At 40.3% G+C, this 21,629-nt stretch carries 19 protein-coding genes and 1 riboswitch; of the genes, 12 read left to right on the top strand and 7 right to left on the bottom strand.

Features of this window, described 5'->3' with window-relative positions; all coding sequences use genetic code 11:
* Positions 1–10 precede the first annotated feature (10 nt).
* The 3 genes from ACW0TQ_RS01670 to ACW0TQ_RS01660 all read right to left on the bottom strand — a co-directional run bounded on the left by ACW0TQ_RS01670 (position 11) and on the right by ACW0TQ_RS01660 (position 3,165).
* Positions 11–679 carry a methionine ABC transporter permease gene (locus ACW0TQ_RS01670; protein ID WP_139089063.1) on the bottom strand — a complete coding sequence of 223 codons (669 nt, stop codon included), beginning with the start codon at positions 677–679 and terminating at the stop codon, positions 11–13.
* The gene (locus tag ACW0TQ_RS01665; RefSeq protein ID WP_193064031.1) at positions 675–1,694 is read right to left on the bottom strand and encodes a methionine ABC transporter ATP-binding protein; all 1,020 of its coding nucleotides are present in this window, start codon (positions 1,692–1,694) and stop codon (positions 675–677) included. The genes ACW0TQ_RS01670 and ACW0TQ_RS01665 overlap by 5 nt, the downstream gene beginning before the upstream one ends.
* 142 nt (positions 1,695–1,836) lie before the next feature.
* Positions 1,837–1,934: riboswitch (SAM riboswitch) on the bottom strand.
* 61 nt (positions 1,935–1,995) lie between these two features.
* A complete protein-coding gene (locus ACW0TQ_RS01660; RefSeq protein ID WP_368901523.1) occupies positions 1,996–3,165 on the bottom strand; it encodes an aminotransferase class I/II-fold pyridoxal phosphate-dependent enzyme in 1,170 nt (389 codons plus the stop codon).
* 257 nt (positions 3,166–3,422) lie between these two features.
* On the opposite strand from ACW0TQ_RS01660, the gene brnQ reads away from it, so the two are divergent.
* Entirely contained in the window at positions 3,423–4,760 is a 1,338-nt protein-coding gene (gene brnQ, locus ACW0TQ_RS01655) for a branched-chain amino acid transport system II carrier protein (protein WP_042531949.1), read from the top strand.
* A 45-nt stretch (positions 4,761–4,805) separates the two neighbouring features.
* Here brnQ and ACW0TQ_RS01650 read toward each other — a convergent pair whose 3' ends face one another.
* Positions 4,806–5,393 carry a TetR/AcrR family transcriptional regulator gene (locus ACW0TQ_RS01650; protein WP_042531951.1) on the bottom strand — a complete coding sequence of 196 codons (588 nt, stop codon included), beginning with the start codon at positions 5,391–5,393 and terminating at the stop codon, positions 4,806–4,808.
* Between the two features lie 273 nt (positions 5,394–5,666).
* Here ACW0TQ_RS01650 and ACW0TQ_RS01645 point away from each other — a divergent pair, with 273 nt between their 5' ends.
* From ACW0TQ_RS01645 to ACW0TQ_RS01595, 11 genes are all read left to right on the top strand, one after another.
* Positions 5,667–6,566: an ABC transporter ATP-binding protein gene (locus tag ACW0TQ_RS01645; protein WP_042531953.1), complete on the top strand. Its 900-nt coding sequence runs from the start codon at positions 5,667–5,669 to the stop codon at positions 6,564–6,566.
* Entirely contained in the window at positions 6,566–8,158 is a 1,593-nt protein-coding gene (locus ACW0TQ_RS01640) for an ABC transporter permease (RefSeq protein WP_193064028.1), read from the top strand. The genes ACW0TQ_RS01645 and ACW0TQ_RS01640 overlap by 1 nt, the downstream gene beginning before the upstream one ends.
* A 463-nt stretch (positions 8,159–8,621) precedes the next feature.
* Positions 8,622–10,301, top strand: a complete 1,680-nt coding sequence (locus ACW0TQ_RS01635) for an ATP-binding protein (protein WP_256705707.1) — start codon at positions 8,622–8,624, stop codon at positions 10,299–10,301.
* Positions 10,270–10,998, top strand: a complete 729-nt coding sequence (locus tag ACW0TQ_RS01630) for a response regulator (RefSeq protein ID WP_256705708.1) — start codon at positions 10,270–10,272, stop codon at positions 10,996–10,998. The genes ACW0TQ_RS01635 and ACW0TQ_RS01630 overlap by 32 nt, the downstream gene beginning before the upstream one ends.
* Positions 10,999–11,157: 159 nt before the next feature.
* Entirely contained in the window at positions 11,158–12,495 is a 1,338-nt protein-coding gene (locus ACW0TQ_RS01625) for a CitMHS family transporter (protein ID WP_042531965.1), read from the top strand.
* Between the two features lie 272 nt (positions 12,496–12,767).
* On the top strand, positions 12,768–13,079 hold the full coding sequence (locus ACW0TQ_RS01620; RefSeq protein WP_042531967.1) for a hypothetical protein: 312 nt from the start codon (positions 12,768–12,770) through the stop codon (positions 13,077–13,079).
* Between the two features lie 380 nt (positions 13,080–13,459).
* Positions 13,460–15,130 carry a dihydroxy-acid dehydratase gene (ilvD, locus tag ACW0TQ_RS01615; protein ID WP_256706275.1) on the top strand — a complete coding sequence of 557 codons (1,671 nt, stop codon included), beginning with the start codon at positions 13,460–13,462 and terminating at the stop codon, positions 15,128–15,130.
* 381 nt (positions 15,131–15,511) lie between these two features.
* Positions 15,512–15,763: a hypothetical protein gene (locus tag ACW0TQ_RS01610; protein ID WP_256705709.1), complete on the top strand. Its 252-nt coding sequence runs from the start codon at positions 15,512–15,514 to the stop codon at positions 15,761–15,763.
* 284 nt (positions 15,764–16,047) lie between these two features.
* Positions 16,048–16,665, top strand: coding sequence for a DUF6944 family repetitive protein (locus tag ACW0TQ_RS01605; RefSeq protein ID WP_256705710.1), 618 nt, complete (start codon positions 16,048–16,050; stop codon positions 16,663–16,665).
* A 114-nt stretch (positions 16,666–16,779) separates the two neighbouring features.
* Positions 16,780–17,709 carry a prenyltransferase gene (locus ACW0TQ_RS01600; protein ID WP_212928587.1) on the top strand — a complete coding sequence of 310 codons (930 nt, stop codon included), beginning with the start codon at positions 16,780–16,782 and terminating at the stop codon, positions 17,707–17,709.
* 224 nt (positions 17,710–17,933) lie between these two features.
* On the top strand, positions 17,934–19,145 hold the full coding sequence (locus ACW0TQ_RS01595; RefSeq protein WP_256705711.1) for an MFS transporter: 1,212 nt from the start codon (positions 17,934–17,936) through the stop codon (positions 19,143–19,145).
* A gap of 137 nt (positions 19,146–19,282) precedes the next feature.
* Here the strand turns inward: ACW0TQ_RS01595 and ACW0TQ_RS01590 are convergent, their stop codons facing one another.
* Genes ACW0TQ_RS01590 through ACW0TQ_RS01580 form a run of 3 tightly spaced genes read right to left on the bottom strand, consistent with a single transcriptional unit; the run spans position 19,283 to position 21,434 of the window.
* The gene (locus ACW0TQ_RS01590) at positions 19,283–20,068 is read right to left on the bottom strand and encodes a hypothetical protein (RefSeq protein ID WP_193064025.1); all 786 of its coding nucleotides are present in this window, start codon (positions 20,066–20,068) and stop codon (positions 19,283–19,285) included.
* Entirely contained in the window at positions 20,068–20,985 is a 918-nt protein-coding gene (locus tag ACW0TQ_RS01585) for an ABC transporter ATP-binding protein (protein WP_256705713.1), read from the bottom strand. Before ACW0TQ_RS01585 ends, ACW0TQ_RS01590 begins: the two co-directional genes overlap by 1 nt.
* Positions 20,982–21,434 (bottom strand): helix-turn-helix transcriptional regulator, encoded by a 453-nt coding sequence (locus ACW0TQ_RS01580; protein WP_212928590.1) that lies wholly within the window; start codon positions 21,432–21,434, stop codon positions 20,982–20,984. Before ACW0TQ_RS01580 ends, ACW0TQ_RS01585 begins: the two co-directional genes overlap by 4 nt.
* Between the last annotated feature and the right edge of the window lie 195 nt (positions 21,435–21,629).

The following is a 21,629-nucleotide window of genomic DNA, read 5'->3' as shown; positions in this document are numbered from 1 at the left end:
TTTCCTCCAATTAATCTTTTTTCAATCGTTCGGCGAGTCGGTTTCCAAGAGACTGAAGACCTTGAACGATAATAACGAGCATAATAACCGTAACGTACATGACGTCTGTTTCATAACGCAAGTGTCCAAATCGGTAAGCTAAGTCACCCAGGCCTCCAGCGCCGACTAATCCGGCCATAGCAGTTGCCCCGATAAGGCTGATTGTTGCGATGGTTAATGCAAGAACAATGGCTGGTCTCGCTTCACGCAGCATCACATTCCAAATAATTTGATGTGTCTTTACTCCCATCGCTCGATATGCTTCGATAACACCTTGGTTGACCTCTAACAGGGAGGATTCAATCAGTCTGGCGATATAAGGAGCTGCATTGACAACGAGCGGCACAATAACTCCTTTTACACCAATGGTTACACCTACAATCAATTTGGTGAAAGGAAGCATAAAGAATAAAAGAATAATAAATGGAATGGACCGGATGACGTTAATCAGCAGGTTTAAAGACTGATAAACAAACTTATTTTGCAAGGGTTGTCCCGGACGTGTCAAAACTAATAGAATAGCTAAAATAACGCCGATAATAACAGCGAAAAACAAAGAGATTAAAACCATTTGAAGAGTTTCTATTATGGCATCATAAAACTCTGAACCCCATTGATCAATAAATGCCTGCATGTTAATTCACCCCCAATTCTTCTACTTCTACGCCTTGTTCTTTTAAGAAGGAGAGAGAATGTTCTACTTGATGCTCACTGCCAATCAAATGAACGACAAGGTTGCCGACAATGCCATTTTTTAATTCGATAATATTGGCAGTCAGAATATTCGGCTCTACATAAAATTGCTGTGTTACCTTAGACAACAGCGGCTGACCTGTATTTTCACCAAGGAAGGTTAAACGAATTACTTTGCCTTCTAAATTCAATTCATCAATTAAACGATCCGATAATTTTCGTTGTGAAATGGTATTTAAGAACTTTTTAGTCGTCGGCTGTTTAGGTTTTGTAAATAGTTCTATCGTCGAACCTTGTTCAATGAGGTTTCCGTTTTCAATAACATAGACATAATCGCATATTTTTTGGATAACGTTCATTTCGTGCGTGATTAATAGTATTGTGATCCCAAGCTCTGCATTAATTTTTAATAATAGTTCGAGAATGGAATTTGTCGTTTCTGGGTCGAGTGCGCTGGTTGCCTCATCGCTCAGGAGGACCTGTGGCTCCTGTGACAGCGCCCTGGCAATAGCGACACGCTGCTTTTGACCGCCGGAAAGCTGGGAAGGATAAGCATCTTTTTTCTCAGATAAATCGACAATATCTAAGTATTTCATGACTCTTTCCTTAACCTCTGCCTTCGGTACGCCGAGTAATTTTAATGGAATCGCAATGTTATCATAGACACTGGCAGTCCTTAATAAATTAAAATGCTGAAAAATCATGCCGACCTTTTGTCTTGTTTGCCGGAGCTTTTCTTTTGACAGCTTCGTTAAGTCGGTTCCATCAATCCAAACCTTTCCTTTCGAAGGAGACTCCAGTAAATTGACACAGCGAATTAATGTACTTTTTCCTGCACCGCTGTAGCCGATTACGCCATGGATTTCTCCTTTATTGACAGAAATCGTCACATCGTCCAGTGCAGTAACATCCTTTCCTTTTTTGGAGGGGAAAACTTTTGTGACATTCTCTAATTTGATCATCTGCTGTTTTTCCTGCCTTTCTATCATTATGCTGCAGTTGATAGGTAATATTGTTTGCAGCTGTCTTGTCAGAATCGATACAATTTCTAAAAAAGAGCCTCTCTAGGGTAAGAGAGGCTCGAAAATGTAATCTTATTTTCTGCTCTCATCTTTCAAGACGGGTGTCTTGCTGGAATTAGCACCTTTTTTTAAGGTTGCCGAGCTTCAACGGGCCAGTCCCTCAGCTGCTCTGGATAAGAGGTGTGGTAGTAATTGAATTGTATTCTTTAAAAGTATCTTATTTTACAAGTTTCGTCAATATTTATTTTTGAAACAGCTGCAGTTTCTCAATACGTCGAATAGCTTCGCGAATACGATTCTCTTCTACGAGTAATCCGACGCGTATATAACCTTCTCCATTCTTTCCGAAACCATTCCCGGCTGCAACGGCTACATCCGCCTCTTGTAATAAATAATCAGCAAATGTTTCACTTGTAAATGCCGCTGGTACAGGGAGCCAGGCAAAGAAAGAGCCTTTCGGTGCAGTGACTTCCCAGCCGATACGTCTGCATTCTTCTATGAGAGCATCTCTGCGCTGTTCATAGCGTTCCACAAGCGAGGTGACACAGCTTTGGTCCCCTAATAATGCTTCCGCAGCTGCCTTTTGAATAGCTGGGAAAAGACTGACAAATAAATGGTCCTGCAGAATATTAATCGCTTCGATCATATCTTTGTTGCCAGCAGCAAAACCGACTCGCCAGCCGGCCATATTATAGGTTTTGGAAAGGGTGTACAGCTCAACGCCGACATCTTTCGCTCCTTTTGTCTGTAGGAAGCTTATTGGCTGATAGCCGTCGAAACCGATGGCTCCATAAGCGAAATCATGAACAACACCGATATCATTTTCCTTCGCTAACGCAACGGTATCTTCAAAAAATTCTTTCGTTGCGACACCTCCGGTCGGGTTGTTTGGATAGTTGAGATATAATAGCTTGGCAAGTTTCTTTTGTTCCGGCGTCAGGGCAGCATAATCTGGTAAAAAATTGTTTTCCTCTAATAATGGAAACGTGTCATAAGTAACGTCTGCTAATGAAACACTGGACAAATAATCTGGATATCCAGGGTCTGGCAAGAGCATTAATTCGCCTTCATCCATAACAGCTAAAGGGAGTTCTACCAAGCCAATTTTACTTCCGAACAAAATAGCAATTTCTGAAGCAGGATCTAAATCGACATTATATTCTCTTTTATAAAACTGTGCTGCAGCCCCTTTTAATTCATCGGTACCGCGGAAAGGGGAATATTTATGGGCAGCCGGATTTTCGGCGCTTTCCTGAAGTGTACGGATAATATGCGGCGGTGTCGGCTGATCCGGGTTGCCTTGTCCGAGATTGATAATATCTCTTCCTTCTTCCAGGGCTGCAGCGACTTTGCCGGCAAGGGATGCAAAAAATTGAGCAGGAAGCTTTTCTACACGACGGGATAACTTCATCATCTATCGACCTCTTTATACTAGTTTGTGAATTTTATAATTACATCTAATAGTATAAGTTTGCAGTGCGATTGTCTATAAAAAATATGAGAAAACAGCAAAACAAGGCAGGATGGGAATTTTTTCCGTGTCTCTTATTCATCCCTTTTTCCGTTGCATTTCATATGTGAAAGTAGTAAGATAGAAATCGTGTCAAATTATGTTAAATAATTAGATAATTCCAAGAATTATTTGGTTTGGAGGTAGGAGGAATAAAAATGAATACCAAACTGCGTATAGGAAATTATTTAGCAATTGCATTTATGTTATTTGCTTTATTTTTTGGAGCGGGGAACCTGATTTTCCCGGCACAGCTCGGACAATTATCAGGAGATAATATTACCCCGGCTACGATTGGCTTTTTAATCACTGGAGTAGGGTTGCCTTTTCTGGGTATTATGGCAATGGGCTTCTCTGGAAAAAATAATCTGCAGGAGCTTGCCAGCCGTGTCCATCCTGTTTATGGTCTTGGGTTTACGGCGTTACTTTACTTAACAATCGGACCATTCTTTGCAGCTCCAAGAACAGGAACAGTGGCTTATGAGGTTGGTATTGGTCCATATGTAAGCGAAGGATCTCAATCAACGGTTCTCTTGATTTTTACCGGAGTCTTTTTCTTAATTGCCCTGCTTGTCTCGTTATTTCCATCTAAAATTGTTGATAATATTGGGAAATTTTTAGCGCCAGTGTTGGTTGTTTTACTGCTTGTTTTATTGGCAGTTGCCCTCTTTAATCCGATGGGGACGATTCAGGCTCCAGAGGAAGCATACCAGACTTCCGCCTTTTTTATCGGATTTTTAGAAGGTTATAATACGATGGATGCTTTGGCAGCACTGGTATTTGGGATTATTATTATTAATGTTATCAAAGGGTTTGGAATTACAGATAATAATCAAATTCTCTCTGCGGTGACGAAGATAGGCTTAACTTCGACAGCACTGCTGGTTATCATCTATGTAGGAATCTCTTACCTGGGTGCAACAAGTGTGACAGAATTAGGTGTATTGGAAAATGGAGGGCCTGTGTTAAGCGGTGCTGCAGCGTATTACTTCGGTACATTTGGAACGATTTTGCTGGCTGCTATTATTATATTAGCTTGTTTGACCACTGCTATTGGTCTGATTACAGCAAATGCAGAGTATTTCCATACCTTGTTTCCGGCGATTGCTTATAAGCCATGGGTATTCTTCTTTTCCATTTTAACTTTTGTCATAGCTAACTTTGGTTTAGAAAATATTATTGCTTTTTCTACGCCGGTACTTATGTTCTTATATCCGCTGGCAATGGTATTAGTTTTGCTGACGTTCGTATCACCGTTTTTCAACCATTCACGTCTTGTCTACATCCCGACTATTGCAGTTACGTTCATATTTAGTATCATAGACGGTCTTGTAGCGCTTTATCAGTCATTAGAATTAGAGCTGCCTGGATGGTTAGATACGCTTATTGAGACACTAGGCGATACTCTTCCGCTTTATGCAGAAGGTTTGGGCTGGCTTTTGCCGGCAGTTATTGTCGCAGTCATTATGATTATTGTCTCGAAAGTAAAAAAATAAAATAAAACCTGGCTGTTGGATTTTTTTATCTAACAGCCAGGTTTTTTAATTATCATTTTTTCCTGCAATTCCGTAGAAAAACAACTTCATTAATTCTTCTGTCAGCGGAACGAGCTGTTCGATGGCATCTCCTTTTTGTAAATAATCGCTAAACATCTGAAGGTAGACGAAGATAGCTGTATCGCTGATAGCAGGATCAATAAAACCTTCATCCCTGCCCTGTTGAACGAGCTGCATCATTGCTGGAAGTGCCTTTTCCTGGTAGAGACGCTCGATAAAATTACCTGGTATTTTATATTGCTCCATCATATAATTGGAAAATTCTTCGTGTACATCATTTACGATTTGTGCTTCAGAGAAGATAAGCTGCTTCATCTTCTCTTCATACGATATCGGCTTTTCAATGAGTTTATGATATATTTCCCACATTTGATTCGTATAGTAGACAAGCACTTCATGCAATAATTTTTCCTTGCTATCAAAATAATTATAAATGGTTACCTGCGACACATTTGCTTCCTTTGCAATCTTTGAGATGGAAACCTTTTTGATGCCATTTTTTTTAAATAATGCTGCGCTTGTATTTAAAATCTTTTCTTTTTTGATTGATGTTCTGCGTTCAAATCCATCCATAGCCTGTCACCCCCGTAATTATCACAGTGTAACTGGATGGGACTGGGACTGCGGTTACTCGCCCCACCGAAAACCATTGCGATTACTCGTCCCATCGTATAGAGCTGTGTGTCGAAAAGCCCTCACTGAATAAGGTTTTACTTTATCATATCACATTTAGAAATGAAATATAAATATAATAATATTTCAAAACTTATTGACGTAAAATTATTTTATCTATATTATGAAATATATCAGGTTAAATATTTCAAAACTTTCAGGGGAGGATTTCTTATGACTGTACTGCAGCTGGACCGGGTATCAAAACGATTTGGTGATTTTCAAGCACTGGATCACGTGTCAATGGAATTAAGAGAAGGAGAAATTTATGGATTTATCGGACCGAATGGAGCGGGGAAGTCAACAACGATACGTATTTTATTAGGAATGTTAAAGGCAACAGAGGGGCGCGCAACCTTATTTGGGAAGGATGCATGGAAGGACGCTGCAGATATTCATAAACGCTGTGCCTATGTACCGGGAGATGTGTATGTATGGCCCAATTTAACGGGCGGAGAAGTGATTGATGTTTTACTGAAAATGAACGGGAGCTATTCTGAGAAAAAACGTGATGAATGGGTAGAACGATTTCAGTTTGACCCGACGAAGAAAGCAAGGTCTTATTCGAAGGGAAACCGGCAAAAAATTGCTCTGATAGCTGCCTTTGCTTCAGAAGCTGATTTATTTATCCTGGATGAGCCGACCTCGGGACTTGACCCTCTGATGGAGCATATTTTTCAGCAGGGTGTAAGAGAAATGAAAGAAGCAGGGAAGACAGTACTTTTATCCAGTCATATTTTATCGGAGGTCGAGAAGCTTTGTGATCGTGTTGCAATTATTCGCAAAGGAAAAATCATTGAAAGAGGTACACTGGATGATTTGCGTCATTTAACAAGAATGCAGATGCAGGTAGAAACCAGAGAAATTCCAGAAGGATTCGCAAATCTGTCCGGTGTACACCAGTTAGAAGAAGCAGAAGGACAAATTACTTTTCAGGCAGATACAGATCATATGGAGGAGATTATCAACTATTTAAATAAATATGGCGTACGGAAACTAGAAAGCACTCCGCCGACGCTGGAAGATTTATTTATGCGTCATTACGAGGGACGAAGCAGCGAGGAGAATGCGTGATGAGAAAACATATCAAAGGAACGGGGATATTGTTCCCTATTTTAATGAGACAGCATCGACTGCGGCTGCTGCTGTGGCTGTCTGGACTTGTTCTGGTAAGCTGCTCTGTAGCTTATGCGTACCCAGACCTGTATCCTGATCAGGCATCCAGAGAAGCTTATTCCATGACGATGGAAAATCCGGCCATGATTGCCATGCTTGGAATAGGGTATGATCATTACCAGAAGATTGGCAGCTTATTTGCGCTGGAGATGCTATTATTTTCTGCCATTGCGGTGGCTATTATGAATATTTTACTCATGTCGAAGCTGACAAGGGATGATGAGGAGAATGGCATCTTAGAGCTTGTTCAATCTCGATCTGTCGGACGTTTAAGCTATCTAACGGCTTCCTTTATGGTCATGCTGTCTGCGAATGTTTTATTCGTTATCCTGCTTGCGACAGCAATGGGCTTTATGCAGATAGACGGCTTTGGATTTTCTGGAGTTGTCCTTTATAGCAGTCTTTTGGGGAGCTTTGGACTGCTGTTTGGTACTATGACAGCATTCTTTGCTCATTTTTCGGTCACTTCAAGAGGAACTAGTATTTTGGGGTTTGGTGCGTTGTTTTTCTTCTATATTTTACGAGCTGTCGGGGATGTGGAAGCGGCGTTTTTATCTTGGATCAGTCCGCTTGGCTGGTTATCAAGAGCGTATGTTTTTGTGGACAATAACATCTTTCCAATCGGTTTATTGCTGGTAAGCAGTCTGGGACTAGGTATTATAGCATTTATACTGCAGGCAAAACGTGATATAGGGGATGGGTTATTACCTGAACGGGCAGGTTCAGTGCGTGCTTCTGCCTTTTTAAAAACAAAGGTCGGGCTGGTCATCCGCTTACAGAAAACAATGATTTTCATATGGACGATTGGCATCTTGCTGCTTCATATTGTTTTTGCGCTTATATTAGGAGATTTAGAAGCCTTCTTTTTAGAGAATGAAGCGATGCAAGCCTTTTTAACAGGCGAAGGAAATGTCATGGAGCAATTTATTGTTTTATTGATGGCTATCATGACATTATTTATTACGGCGCCGGTAATTATCAGTTTTTTGAGGCTGCGCGGAGAAGAAAAATCCAATCGGACAGAACTTGTATTCAGCAGGGCAGTGTCACGGATGCAGCTGCTGAGGGCTTATCTTGTTCCGGCTATTCTAATTGCGATTCTGCTGCCGATATTACAGGCGTTTGCATTATGGAGTGTGGGAACGGTTATCAGTGAGGACATGATGCCTCTTGGAGATGTCATGGGAGCTTCCGTTGTGTATATTCCAGCGGTTCTGCTTGTGTTAGGCTTGGCTGTTTTATTAATCGGCTGGCTTCCCAGAGCAACTTCACTTGTGTGGCTCTTCCTCGTTTACGGGTTTATCGTCATCTATTTAGGAGATATTTTAGAGCTTCCGGATTGGGTAAGAAATCTATCGGTCTATGAACATGTTCCAGTTTACCCCAGTGAGGAACTGTCTTATGCCTCTCTATTGATTCTCTCTGGAATAGGTGTATTATTGATATTTATTGGTGCATGGGGGTATAAGCGACGTGATATAGAAGGATAATAGATAGAAAAATCATGTCTGCAGAAAATTCATACAACGTTTAAATCCGGTATATAATGATAATTTAATGGAAAGTAACCTCTTTAACTCGATTGCCGTAAGGGGTTACTTTTTTTATTTGCAAAATAATAGAATGTGAAAAAGGAAATCAATATGCATTCGAAATGATGTGTACTGTCAAGAAAGAGAAAACCATAGGAAAAGGACATCTGCCGCCTTGAAAAAATAGTCAAGGACACTCTGTGGAAGAAGTTAGAGATAAGGACTTACAATCAATGATCAGATAAATGCAATGGGGATTATACAAGGCTAGTATGTTTATCGAAAAAGTGACATACTTATCTCTTTCCCCTTATAATAGAATGGCAGAGATAATTAGAAAAGCTTGAGACAGGGAGATTTGGTTAAAGCTGCCTATACACAATCTTTCCTGCAAGCTTTACATAACGAGGAGATCAACAATATGTTTCATTTTCATAAGCCAAATAATAAGAGAAATTTGGAACCTAAAGCAACATTGAGTTTAAAAAGCAAAATGATTATTCTGATTAGCCTGTTGATTTTGGGTATTTTTATTCTTCTTACTTGGTTTCTCCACTCGTTTATTTCTAACACCATTGAAGACCAGGTTGGGAAACGTGCGCTAAGCGTAGCTCAAAGTGTCGCTAATATACCAGAAATCAGTTCGGCCTTCGAGTTAAATCATCCTGCTTCAGTCATTCAGGAAATTGTTGCTCCGATTCAGGAAGAAACGGCTGCTGAATTTATTGTTGTGGGAAATAAGGAAGGAATCCGCTATTCCCATCCAGACCCAGGAAGAATCGGGGAAAAAATGATTGGCGGAGATAATGCTCGTGCTTTACAAGAAGGAGAAGCTTATGTATCTCAGAGCGAGGGATCACTTGGATTGTCTATTCGCGGAAAAGTGCCAGTAAGAGATGAGACAGGGAATATCATCGGCGTAGTATCCGTAGGCTTTCTAAATGAGGATGTCCAAAGCATTATAGCGAATCAGAGCAAGTCCCTGTGGCTTACCATGATAGGAATTGTTGTATTAGGTATTGCAGGTGCCATTTTTATTGCCCATCATATCAAAAAGCTATTATTCAATATGGAGCCAAAAGATATTTCTTATTTACTTTTGCAAAAGGAAGCAATATTGCAATCCACGCATGAAGGAATGATAGCGGTTGATCATAATGGAATGATAACGATGATAAACAAAGCAGCAAAACAAATCCTGTTTCGTGAGGATCAGCAGTTTGGGCATGTTTCTGGGAAATCAATTGATCAATTCATTCCCAATACGGGTTTATTTGAAGTATTGAAAAGCGGGAAGAGCCAGTACGACAAAGAAATGATATTTGGTGAATCCATTGTTTTAGTAAATCAAGTACCTGTCTATATGGAAGGGGAAATAGCTGGGGCGGTTTCTACTTTCCGGAAAAAAACGGAAATAGAGCATGTGACGCAGGAGCTTCAGCAAATTAAACAGTATGCAAATGCCCAGCGTGCTCAAACACATGAATTTTCCAATAGTTTATATACCATTCTCGGCTTGCTTCAATTAGGGGAGCGAGAAGAAGCCATCGATTTTATTAAAAAGAAAAGAAATATTCAAGAGAAGCAATCGCAAATCTTAACGAAGCATGCAGCCAATCCGGTAGTTCAGGGACTTTTACAAGGGAAAATCAATCAGGCGAATGAGCTTGGGGTGACTATTTCCATCCACCCGGACAGTCAACTCAATCATGTTTACGGCGGGGATAAACAGGAGACATTAATTACTGGAATTGGAAATATGCTTGAAAATGCGCTGGAAGCCGTAAAAGGTAATCAGGAGAAGGAGCGGCAGATTAATCTTTTTTTCACAGATATTGGGGACGATATTGTGGTAGAGGTGGATGATTCTGGTCAGGGTATATCAGAGGAGGCAGCTGCCCATATCTTTGAACAGGGGTATTCCACAAAAGGAGAGAAAAATCGTGGAATAGGATTAGCGTTGACACAGCATGCCGTCCAAAAGCAAGGCGGTCAAATCATGCTGGAAGAAGGAGAAATGGGCGGTGCCTGTTTTGTAATGATTATACCTAAAAATGGGGGCGACTCGGATGAAGGACAGCATACAGGTTCTTATTATTGAAGACGATTTTCGAATTGCTGAAATCAACCGGAGATATGTAGAGAGGATAGAAGGATATATGGTCCAGGAAGTAGTGAAAACAGGAGAAGAGGCGCTTGCTTTTCTTAAAAAGTGTACGTATCTTCCACAGCTGATTCTGCTTGATATATACATTCCTGATGTAAAAGGATTGAATCTGCTTTGGCAAATACGTCATCTCTATCATGAAATTGATTTGATTCCTGTTACTGCTGCTAATGAGACAGTAACCATTGAAGAAGCACTAAGGGGAGGTGCTTTTGATTATATTGTAAAACCTGTCGATGCGGAGCGTTTTGCGCAGTCCTTGGAGCGGTATAAGCAATATCGGAAATTTTTTTCTGCTAAAGAGACGTTAGGACAAATGGAAATTGACGCTTTTACAGGTGCTGCAGACGCCAGCTATCCATCTAATTTGAACAGCATTAATACGACTTTGCCTAAAGGAATTGATCCGATTACGTTGAATGATATTAAACAACTTTTGGAAGCAGATCAAGGGAATGGGATTACTGCCGTGGAACTGAGCAGTAAAATTGGAACGAGCAGGTCTACGGCACGCCGTTATTTGGAATACCTGGTATCTGCGAAAGAGGTCCAAACAACATTAAAATACGGTACTGTCGGCAGACCAGAACGAGAATATATACTTCGTGAAACTTATGAACAAAATGAATAATATAACAAATAAACAACTTATGAGAAGAAGGTTCCGCCTTCTTTTTTTTCATGCTATTTTATTTATTAATCGAAAAATTTGTTAACGCTTTCAAAAAAGGGCGTAACTAGCTAGTAATTACGAGGGATAATCAATAGTATGAAATAAGGGGAGATAGGGATGTTAAGCTTAATAGGATTTTTAACAATACTGGCAATTGTTATTTTATTGATTCGAGGTAAGGTTCAGCCGATTATTGCGATGGTATTAATACCTATTTTAGGTGCATTTATTGCAGGTTTTGGTTTAGGAGAAATTGGAGAATTTTTTAATGAAGGAATTGCTACTGTAATCGACGTTGCTGTTATGTTCATTTTTGCAATTCTTTTCTTCGGGGTGATGTCGGATGCTGGATTATTTGATCCATTAATTAATAAAATGGTTGCGATTTCCCGCGGGAATGTTATTGCCGTTAGTGTAGCTACTGTATTTATTGCAGCTGTTGCACAGTTGGATGGTTCTGGAGCGTCGACATTTCTCATTACGATTCCCGCACTGCTTCCGCTATATAAACGTTTGAACATGAATCCATATTTGCTGCTTCTTTTGATTGCAGGAAGTGCAGCCATCATGAACATGGTTCCGTGGGGAGGGCCTTTAGGGCGTTCTGCTTCTGTTTTAGGTATGAATATTACGGAATTATGGTATCCTCTTATACCAGTACAAATCATTGGAATGGTATTAATGATTGGTATAGCTATATTTCTTGGATTTAGGGAAAAAAAGAGAATTGAACGGCGCTTTGGGAAAATGGAGGCTGCTGCAGCACTGGAGAATATTGCAGAAAATATAGATATTGACAGCGCTGACGGGGAGAAAAGTTCCCCCAATAAAAATCCGAACGCGCGTCCCAAATTGCTTTGGATAAATACGATTATTACATTAGGTGTTATTGCACTGTTAGTAACTGGGATTATCCCGGCTGGACTTGCGTTTATGATTGGACTTGGTTTTGCATTACCAATCAATTATCCAAAAATGAATGATCAAACGGAGAGAATTAAAGCACATGCCTCAAGTGCTTTAACGATGGCAACGATTATTTTAGCTGCTGGAACATTTTTGGGGATTTTAACAGGGACAGGAATGATGGATGCTATAGCGGAAGATGGTGTGTCCATCATGCCGGAAGCCGTCGGGCCATATTTACATCTGATTATCGGCTTCCTAGGAGTACCTCTTGACTTGCTCACAAGTACAGATGCATATTATTTCGGAATACTTCCAGTTGTGGAACAGATTGCATCAGGTTTTGGCGTAGAATCCGTATCTACTGCATACGCGATGATTATTGGAAACATCGTAGGGACCTTTGTTAGTCCGCTTGCTCCTGCAGTTTGGCTGGCGCTTGGTTTGTCAGGTTTGGAAATGGGACGCCATATCAAATATTCTCTTCCTTGGTTGTGGGGGTTAAGTATTGTTTTAGTAATTATTGCAGTATTCATGGGTGTTATTTAGGAAGGCACTATTTGACACTATATATAAAAGAGACAATCGCTTACCAGAGATTGTCTCTTTTATATGGGGAAGTTTGTGCCTCTTATTATTAGGTGAAACCGAATGACGTTGATTACGAAACAGAAGACGAAAAATTTTATCTGATTAATAAATTTTTTAAGCGATAAAGAAAGGGAATCGAAAGGGTTTAGTTTACTCAGAATGCAGGAATTGTTTAGTTATATACAATTCCTGCATTTTATAAATGGAGGAATCAAAATGGGAGGTTTAGCATGTCAGAACATATAATCAAAAAAGGAAAGGCGAACCTTTGGAAAGGGTACGAAGCAGCTGGAGGAACGTTATTTCTATCGGAAACAGAATTAACGCATCGTCCGCATGCTGTAAATATTCAATCCGGTGTCATCTCAATCGGTTTAGACGAGATTGAGCAGGTAGAAGCAACCGCAAATAAGCTTTTATTTATTCCTATCCCAAATGGCTTAACAGTCACCTTAAGGAATGGGGAGAGGTATCAATTTGTTGTTTTCGGCAGACGGAAATGGATAGATGAAATAGAATATACGATAAAGAATTTTGTTTGAATTTTGATCCGGATAGAATATTCAGGTTTTAAAGAATATATTTACTTTACCGCAGTCCCAGTCAGTTACACTGCGATAAAAAGTAAAGATTTCGCTATTTTGTTACATAATCTGCCAAAATCTTTTAATATTTTCATTTAATTTGTCATTTAGTATATAAATTTCTATCCAGAAGTAGTAAAATAAGAAAAATTAGAATGTTTATTTTCGATACAATCATTTTTAGAAGCAGTAGCTTGAAATAGTTAGAAAACTTAATTTGTTGAAAATTATTTCAGATAAGTGATGTGTCTGAGGCATTCCAGAATAAGCAAGGGAAGAGAGCTATTCTCTAATCTTTTAGTAAAAATCTTAGAAAGAAGGTAAGGAAATTGGCGGAATTGCGCAGCGATATGATAAAAAAAGGTGTGGATCGTGCACCGCATCGAAGCCTGCTACATGCTGCAGGAGTAAAAACAAGAGACTTAGGAAAACCATTTATTCTGGTGGTCAACTCTTATATAGACATTGTTCCAGGACATATTCACTTACAAGAATTCGGAAAAATTGTAAAAGAAGCAATTCGGGAAGCTGGCGGGATACCATTTGAAATGAATACGATTGGGGTAGATGATGGCATTGCGATGGGGCATATTGGAATGAGATATTCCCTGCCGAGCCGGGAGCTGATTGCCGATTCTGTGGAAACGGTGGCAAATGCGCACTGGTTTGACGGAATGGTGTGTATTCCCAACTGTGACAAAATTACACCGGGGATGCTGATGGGGTCTCTTCGTGTAAATATCCCATCTATTTTTGTCAGCGGCGGTCCGATGAAGGCTGGTACAGACAGTGCTGGTAATCCGCTTTCCCTGACTTCTGTTTTTGAAGGAGTAGGAGCCTATCAAGCTGGAAAAATTGATGAAGCAAGATTACTAGAGTTAGAGCAAAATGCATGTCCGACATGCGGCTCTTGTTCGGGAATGTTTACAGCGAATTCAATGAACTGTCTGGCAGAAGGAATTGGACTTGCGCTTCCAGGAAACGGGACAATTCTTGCTGTTGCAGAAGAACGTAAAGAGTTTGTAAAACGTTCTGCAAAACAATTAATGGAATTAATCAAGAAAGATATCAAACCGCGCGATATCGTAACGAAGGAAGCAATCGATAATGCCTTTGCATTAGATATGGCAATGGGCGGATCGACGAATACAGTATTGCACACATTGGCTTTGGCCCATGAGGCAGAAGTAGATTATCCGCTGGAACGTATTAATGAAATCGCAAATCGTGTGCCGCATTTGGCTAAGGTTGCTCCGGCATCAAATTATCATATTGAAGATGTTGACAGAGCGGGTGGAATCAGTGCAATTATTAATGAATTATTGAAAAAGCCAGGGGCATTTCATGGAGACAATTTAAGTGTATCTGCGAAAACAATCCGGGAAAACGTTCAGGATTCGGAAATTCTGGACACAGATGTTATTCATACATTAGATAACCCGCATTCCGAACGAGGTGGACTGGCCGTATTGTTTGGGAATCTGGCTCCAAATGGCTCTATCGTCAAAGTAGGCGCTATTGACCCAGAGGTAGGCGGGTATTTCAAAGGGCCGGCTGTCTGCTTTGATTCACAGGAAGAAGCATTAGAAGGAATTGAATCCGGCAAAGTAGAAGAAGGGCATGTTGTGGTAATACGTTATGAAGGCCCTAAAGGCGGTCCGGGAATGCCGGAAATGCTTGCGCCGACCTCACAGATTGTAGGACGGGGGCTTGGTGCGAAGGTTGGTTTAATTACTGACGGACGTTTCTCCGGCGCATCCAGAGGGATTTCTATCGGCCATATCTCACCAGAAGCTGCAGAAGGCGGTCCAATTGCCTTTGTAGAGGATGGAGATATAATTGAATTAGATCTCGAAAACCGTGAAATGAATTTACTTGTTTCGGATGAAGAATTTGAAAAACGCAAAGCAAATTGGAAAGGCTTTGAGCCAAAAGTGAAAAAAGGGTGGCTTGGCCGCTATTCTAAACTTGTCACTTCTGCGAACACTGGCGGAGTGATGGAAATATAATTGAAAATCTGCGTCACAGTTTAATCGCTGTGACGTTTTTTCTTGATAGGATGTTAACGATAAACGTCTAGTTTGAATAATATAAAGTGAAACTTCAATCAGTGGGGGTTTTCTTTTCATCCCCACTGATTGGGGTTGCGATTACCCGCCCCATCATAAAGAGTTGTTAGCTGAATGAATCGGGCCGTTACTGGCTGTTGGGTCTCCCACTTAGAATTTTCCAGTTCCTTCTATTCTTAAAGTGGAAGCCTTACAAAAGCCCTTCGATGAGGCAAGTAATCGCAATGGTTTTCGGTGGGGCGAGTAACCGCAGTCCCAGTCCCAGCCAGTTACACTGCGATAAATAACGGAAGATGATTTGAAGCGAGAGGTTGAGGGGAAATGGATGAAAAAAAGGATAATCATTCTAACCATTCAGATCAAGATATACAAGTTTCTTATAGCTTAAAATTAGCTTTGATTGGCGGTCTGTTAGCTACATTGGGTGATGCTATCAGCACCTATGCTGCCAGCTTGGCAATCGATGAATTTTTACAGGAATCGGAAGAGCAAAATGAGAAGGACCAGCAGCTGGAGGAAAGACTGGCTGCAATAGAAAGGAAATTAGATGCATTTCAGAACAAAACGGAATGAAAAATGAACGGTTAAAGAAGTTGGATGAGTAATAAATTTTCAGGCGAGCCATGTTTAATCAGGGAACAGTGTATAGAAAGCGGCAGCATCTCTTTTTTATTATTGATGACTGCACAAGTGAATGATTCGGAAGCTTTGTGACTACGATTTAAACAGCTGACAATTATTTAGCCGGGGACCTAAATAAGGGGGATAGGAGCGCCGCTTAAATAGCTGCTATTTGTCGTTGCCAATTATGTTCATTAGAATAGATTATTAAATAATCCCAAGGCAGGACGTTTAATATGGATAATAATCTGAAAGCGTTATTCGGTTCGTGGGAGGCTGCCATAGGCACCCTTCTTTCTGCTATAGCCAGTACGCCTTCCTCTAAACTGAATGAAACGCTGCAAACGAATTTGGATTTAGCAGGAAATGTCATGCAGGCTACAGGCAGTGCTTTAGCAGCCGACAGTGAAAAAAAGCTCACTTTAAACAAATTCGGAAACCAAGTTCAAGCGATTGGAAACTCCGTTGTGATTAGCGGGATAGTCATTTCATTTACTGAAGAAACAAAGAGAAAAGTAACCATCAAAGGTAATTTATTTCAAGCTGTCGGAAGCAGCATGGCTCTTCCTGATTTATTGGATACCACTGAGATAACTATGGATACGCTATATGAAATCTATGGAGCACTGCTTCAATCGATCGGAAATGCGTTACAGGGTTTGTCAGGCATGATTGAACTAAAAGGGGAGCGGGGAGAACATATTGATTTTGTTGGCAGCTGGATACAAACCATTGGCGCCTTTATCCAAGCTCTTGTACAAAGCAAAACATCATATATTGATTATGAAAAGTCATTTTCGGGTATGCACATCCAGCGCAGTAAATTTGAATTTCCGTTAAGGATGGAAACCTGAGAAGATACGTTGCTGTTTTATTAGCAGTGAACTAGTATAAAAGATAGAAAAGTTTAGTATGCTAAGAGAAAAGGAAATGAATATCAACGGATTTCTTATAAAAGGATGATGATAATGATTCCAGCACAACCAGCTATCACCCGAAAAAGTATTGTTATGTTATTACGTCTTGTTGCTGTTGTTTTTTCCAGTATAGCAGCTATTTTATCAACGGTATTGCCGCTTTTATTTTATACGGATTTGTCGGCCGGCGCTGTGATGACCGTTGCTTCCGTATTACTAATCGGCGCTGTATTTATTCATGGCATGCTGACTCACACCTTGAATGATATTGCAGATTATCAATCAGGCACAGATCAATACAGCCCCGGTGTACTTTCCGGAGGCAGCAGAGTGCTGCAGACAGGCACAATGTCTGTAGGAATGCTCAAGCAATTAGGTATTTGGATGACGATATTCTTATTGCTGATGGCTATCCTGTTTGCTTTTCTCGGCCTTACGGAATTTGCTGTATTAACCTTGGTCGGTATCTGGGGAGCAGTATCTTACTCACTAAAACCATTTCAGTTAGCCTACTATCCATTTGCAGGAGAATGGCTCAGTTTATTCCCAACTATGCTGATGCTGGGAATCGCTGCTCCTTGGATTTTACTCGGACAAGTTCCTGCCTGGACATGGCAAAATGCAATAATCAATGCAATCTGGTGTATGGCGTGGGTAATGGTTCATCATATTCCAGACCGGCATGCGGATAGAAAAGCAGTGCCCCTGAAGCAAACCTCTGTGGTGTGGGCAGAGAATAAGTTTGGAGCAAGCGGTGCTAAACTGCCTGCCATGCTTTATTTTATCTTGATTGGTTTGCTGCTTATTTGGACAGCTTTTACACGGCCGGCTGGAGCAATAGGAGCTGGCATTCTACTGACTTATGCAATTTATCTCGTGATAAAAATGGATATTGACGACGTAGAAAAAGTAACAAATGATGAGAAAAAGCTGCTTATTCTTGCTTTTGTAACCGCGATATGGCTGGGGAGCTTTGTTTAAAAGAAGGATTATATTTAGTCGCATGTTAAGAGCTGGACAAAAAATTCAGCTTTTAAGATGCGATTTTTTTACGGAAAAGTTTTTAAAACAAGAGTAAACCACTTCATCATAATAGTAGACTGTAAATACACTTCTTATATAAAAGTATTCAATAAATATTTCATTTGAAATAGGATGAATATTTCCATTTTATTAGTATAATGAAATATAGGGAGTGTTATGGAATGGAAAAGCGAAAGTACAATAAAAAAGATTTCTACTTTTGGAAAATCACCTTATGCTTAGCCGCAGCTTCTTTTTTTATATTTGCTAGTCTTTATGTGGTGCAGCCGTTAGCGCCCTTGTTTGTCAGAGATTTTAATGTGTCTGTGTCAGAAGCCACGTTACCTTTGTCTGTGAATGTGTTTGGATTGATTCTCGGCTTGATTATTCTTGGGTTTTATTCTGACCGAATCGGCAGGGTCCCGCTTATCAAATGTTCCTTAATTATTTCGGTTATTCCATTTCTATTGATTCCGATGACTGATTCCTTTACTTTTTTCATTCTGATGCGATTTATCCAAGGATTTGCTATGGCGGGTCTGCCTGCAGCATCACTTGCTTATATCAATGAAGAAATTGACCGTTCGAGTATTGGAATTGCAACAGCTTTATACATAGCAAGTAATGCCTTTGGAGGAATGGTCGGCAGATTTTTGGCGAGTTTTTTAGCTGAAGAGCAAGCCTGGCAGACGATATTTTATATCTTTGCAGGGATAGGGCTGATAATTGCAATAGCAGTAATCCTCTTTCTGCCTAAATCGCAATTTTTTGAACGCAGTTATCTTCCGTTCCAAAAAGATATTGAAGGGATGCTTTTTCATATCAAAAGTCCGGTAATGCTCTTGTTTTTTGGTATGGGAATTATTTTTCAGGTTTCGTTTACTTCCGTATGGACTTATTTGCCGTTTTATTTGGAAGGAGAGCCATTTTCTCTTTCGTCGCAGGCTATTTCGTATACATTTCTGGCATATGGATTTGGAGTCGTCGGCGCGCCGATTGCCGGCTGGCTTGCCAGCTCTTTAGGATTGAACAGAGTTCGTATTGCGGGAATTATTGTCCTGTCCGCAGGTATTTTGATGACAGGCATTGTCTCATTCCCTTGGATCATTGCCGGTTTATGTGTGATCTGTCTCGGCTTTTTTACAGCGCATTCTTTAACGGCAACCTTCGTAACTGAGCAGGCAGCACACCATAAAGGAAGTGCATCCAGCTTATACCTTGTCTCCTATTATATCGGCGTAGCATTCGGAAGTACGGCAGTAGGCCCTGTTTGGAATCAAGCGGGCTGGCATGCCATTGTTTGGCTGGCGGGGATATTGCCTGTGGCTTATTTAGTCATTGTAACAATGGTGCAGAAAAGAATGAAGAAATCAACTTCGGTTTCCGGCAGATAAAGCATCGTGTTTAATAGATTCCAGTATTGCAAAAGCACTCTGAAAATAGAAAAAGCTCCATTTAAAAAATCCGGACAAAGCAGATGTCCGGATTTCTAGAAAACAAATATGAAAAGATTGCAGATAAAATAGTAACGTCATTTTACTTCTGCTTTCCGAAAGATAAGAAAACTCGCCAGATAGAAAACAAGGATAAATACGAAACTGATAAGAAAGCTTTCCCCGATAAATTTACCACTCATGTGAAATGTCAGCTGAGATAAATCAATTCCATAAGGAGTATAAGCCATTACGGAATGAATGGTTTCATTCAAACTGGAGACTGGTCCAAGAATCAAGCTTGTCATATACGTAGCAGTGATAACAAGAACAGCCTTTTTAAACAGGAACATAAAGAAGATGCTGACCATCAGCTGGCTGATAAAAATAAAGAGGGATAAGCCGTTTATCAATAAGATTTTCCCGAATAAACCGGCTGTTGATATCTGTTCTGCTGCTCCAGATAATATGTTTAAGGCCGGTGTGGGGAGAAAGCCGCTGAATGCTGCATCTGTAAAAGCAAAGAGAAGTGTAATGGCAGCGTAAGGCAGATATAATAATGCAATTAAAATAAAAAAGGAAATCATTTTATTGATAATAATCGCGTTCCTGCTATGTCCGCCAGAAACGGCATTTTCGATGATTTTATTTTCAAAATCAGTCGTCAGGCAAATCCCTGCTGCAATACTTCCTAATAATGCCATCATCTGCGTTTCGGAAAATAAAGACAAGCTGCCGGACGCAGTTTCTATGCTTAAGCTGTCTGTCGCAACATAATGGGAGCAGGCAGCAAAAATAATGGCACTGATAAGAGCTAAAAGAAATAGTGCCCATGGTGAAATCGACCGGCTTAATTTAAAGAAATCGGCTTTTAACAGCTGCATCAGCTTACACCTCCTATTAATTGGAGGTAATAGCTTTCTAACGTTTCTTCCTGTGTTGTAAAAGTGGTAATGATAATATCATGTTCTATCAGGGATTTGGACAGCTCCTCTTTTTTATCCGTGAAGTCATATAATTTAATGCTTTGATCAGGCTGCAAGATAAAATTCTCTGTATGAAGCGATTCTCTCAGCACCTTTTGCAACTTTTCCGGTTCGTTGCAAGCAATTAGAAGATGCTTATCGATTTGTTGGTCTAATTTGTCATGGCTGAGCGTTTTCAGGATTTTCCCTTCGTTTACAATAATAAATTCATCCGCAGTTTGATGAAGCTCGGCTAAATGATGGCTGGATAGCAGAATCGTCATTTGGTATTTCATTGCTAGTTCCTTTATTAACTGTCTAACCTCAGCAATGCCGCTTGGATCGAGACCATTAATCGGCTCATCAAGCATCAATATCTCTGGATTGCCTAGCAATGTGATAGCGATGCCTAAGCGCTGGCGCATCCCTAAGGAAAAATCTTTTGCTTTCTTTTTGCCAGTGGACGCTAATCCAACAATATCGAGCACACGCTGTTCCGCATTTTCATCTTTTATTCCTTTCATCGTTTTGTGGACACGGAGATTATCTTTTGCGCTCATATGCCCGAGAATACTCGGGTTCTCAATCATACTCCCCATTTGTTTCCGGCCGCTCAGCAATGCTTTTGGGCTGGATTGACCAAAGAGATATAGCTCTCCTGAAGTAGGGAAGGAAAGGCCGGTAATAATCCGCATAAATGTTGTTTTACCAGCTCCGTTTTGACCAATCAATCCATAGATTTTCCCTTTCTCCAAGGATATTGATACATTTTCTAATGCTTGAAAGCTGTTATAGGCTTTGGAGATATTTTTTGCTTCCAGAATATATTCCGTCATTTTTTAGTATCCTTTGTACGATTCAAAATCCCGGCTGCCATGGTGGTAAAAAATTCTGCCGGGACCAGGGCGATGCCAATACTTTCTGGATTTTCATCGCCTAACACCATAAACTGATCGCCCTCCTGCATACGAACCATATCCAAAGCCTTTTTCGGTAATTTGACATAACCATCCTTCTCCAAAGGGGTTGTGTTAAACATATGCTTTCCCTTTGGAGGGATGGGAAAGCCGCTGTCTTTTTGATCGTAATGAATGAAATTGTCCAAAGAGACATCGAATAGAGAGGCAAGCGCATCGCAATTGATAATATCGGGTAAAGATTCTCCATTTTCCCATTTCGCAATGGATTGTCTGGTAACGCCAATTCTTTCTGCTAATTCTTCTTGAGAGTAATTATTTTCCCTTCTTAAAAAAGAAAGATTTCGTGATAAAGTGATTTTATTCATTTCATGCATCCCTTTCGTTTGGGTATACTTCTATTTTACCCGTTAACGAAAAGGAAACAACCAACGCAGGGTAACGATTTATGTTAACGTTAGTTGCGTATTATAAATAAAACGAACTTCCTTCTCGAGCAGTTTTCCCGCCAATTCTTTATAATAAAAAATTTATCACGGAGAATCGTCCGTAAAACTCCCGCC

This window comes from Oceanobacillus sp. M60, from assembly GCF_053839645.1.
The sequence above is the reverse complement of the archived record's forward strand: the minus strand, read 5'-3'. Positions and strand labels throughout refer to the sequence as shown.

What these genes read in the sequence shown, in the direction of transcription:
- ACW0TQ_RS01595 (WP_256705711.1), top strand. Translation starts at nt 17,934, where the DNA reads ATGGAAAAGCGAAAGTACAATAAAAAAGATTTCTACTTTTGGAAAATC.
- ACW0TQ_RS01635 (WP_256705707.1), top strand. Translation starts at nt 8,622, where the DNA reads ATGTTTCATTTTCATAAGCCAAATAATAAGAGAAATTTGGAACCTAAA.
- ACW0TQ_RS01590 (WP_193064025.1), bottom strand. Translation starts at nt 20,068, where the DNA reads ATGCAGCTGTTAAAAGCCGATTTCTTTAAATTAAGCCGGTCGATTTCA.
- ACW0TQ_RS01580 (WP_212928590.1), bottom strand. Translation starts at nt 21,434, where the DNA reads ATGAATAAAATCACTTTATCACGAAATCTTTCTTTTTTAAGAAGGGAA.
- ACW0TQ_RS01600 (WP_212928587.1), top strand. Translation starts at nt 16,780, where the DNA reads ATGATTCCAGCACAACCAGCTATCACCCGAAAAAGTATTGTTATGTTA.
- ACW0TQ_RS01620 (WP_042531967.1), top strand. Translation starts at nt 12,768, where the DNA reads ATGTCAGAACATATAATCAAAAAAGGAAAGGCGAACCTTTGGAAAGGG.
- ACW0TQ_RS01625 (WP_042531965.1), top strand. Translation starts at nt 11,158, where the DNA reads ATGTTAAGCTTAATAGGATTTTTAACAATACTGGCAATTGTTATTTTA.
- brnQ (WP_042531949.1), top strand. Translation starts at nt 3,423, where the DNA reads ATGAATACCAAACTGCGTATAGGAAATTATTTAGCAATTGCATTTATG.
- ACW0TQ_RS01660 (WP_368901523.1), bottom strand. Translation starts at nt 3,165, where the DNA reads ATGAAGTTATCCCGTCGTGTAGAAAAGCTTCCTGCTCAATTTTTTGCA.
- ACW0TQ_RS01665 (WP_193064031.1), bottom strand. Translation starts at nt 1,694, where the DNA reads ATGATCAAATTAGAGAATGTCACAAAAGTTTTCCCCTCCAAAAAAGGA.
- ACW0TQ_RS01645 (WP_042531953.1), top strand. Translation starts at nt 5,667, where the DNA reads ATGACTGTACTGCAGCTGGACCGGGTATCAAAACGATTTGGTGATTTT.
- ACW0TQ_RS01605 (WP_256705710.1), top strand. Translation starts at nt 16,048, where the DNA reads ATGGATAATAATCTGAAAGCGTTATTCGGTTCGTGGGAGGCTGCCATA.
- ACW0TQ_RS01630 (WP_256705708.1), top strand. Translation starts at nt 10,270, where the DNA reads ATGAAGGACAGCATACAGGTTCTTATTATTGAAGACGATTTTCGAATT.
- ACW0TQ_RS01650 (WP_042531951.1), bottom strand. Translation starts at nt 5,393, where the DNA reads ATGGATGGATTTGAACGCAGAACATCAATCAAAAAAGAAAAGATTTTA.
- ACW0TQ_RS01585 (WP_256705713.1), bottom strand. Translation starts at nt 20,985, where the DNA reads ATGACGGAATATATTCTGGAAGCAAAAAATATCTCCAAAGCCTATAAC.
- ACW0TQ_RS01640 (WP_193064028.1), top strand. Translation starts at nt 6,566, where the DNA reads ATGAGAAAACATATCAAAGGAACGGGGATATTGTTCCCTATTTTAATG.
- ACW0TQ_RS01610 (WP_256705709.1), top strand. Translation starts at nt 15,512, where the DNA reads ATGGATGAAAAAAAGGATAATCATTCTAACCATTCAGATCAAGATATA.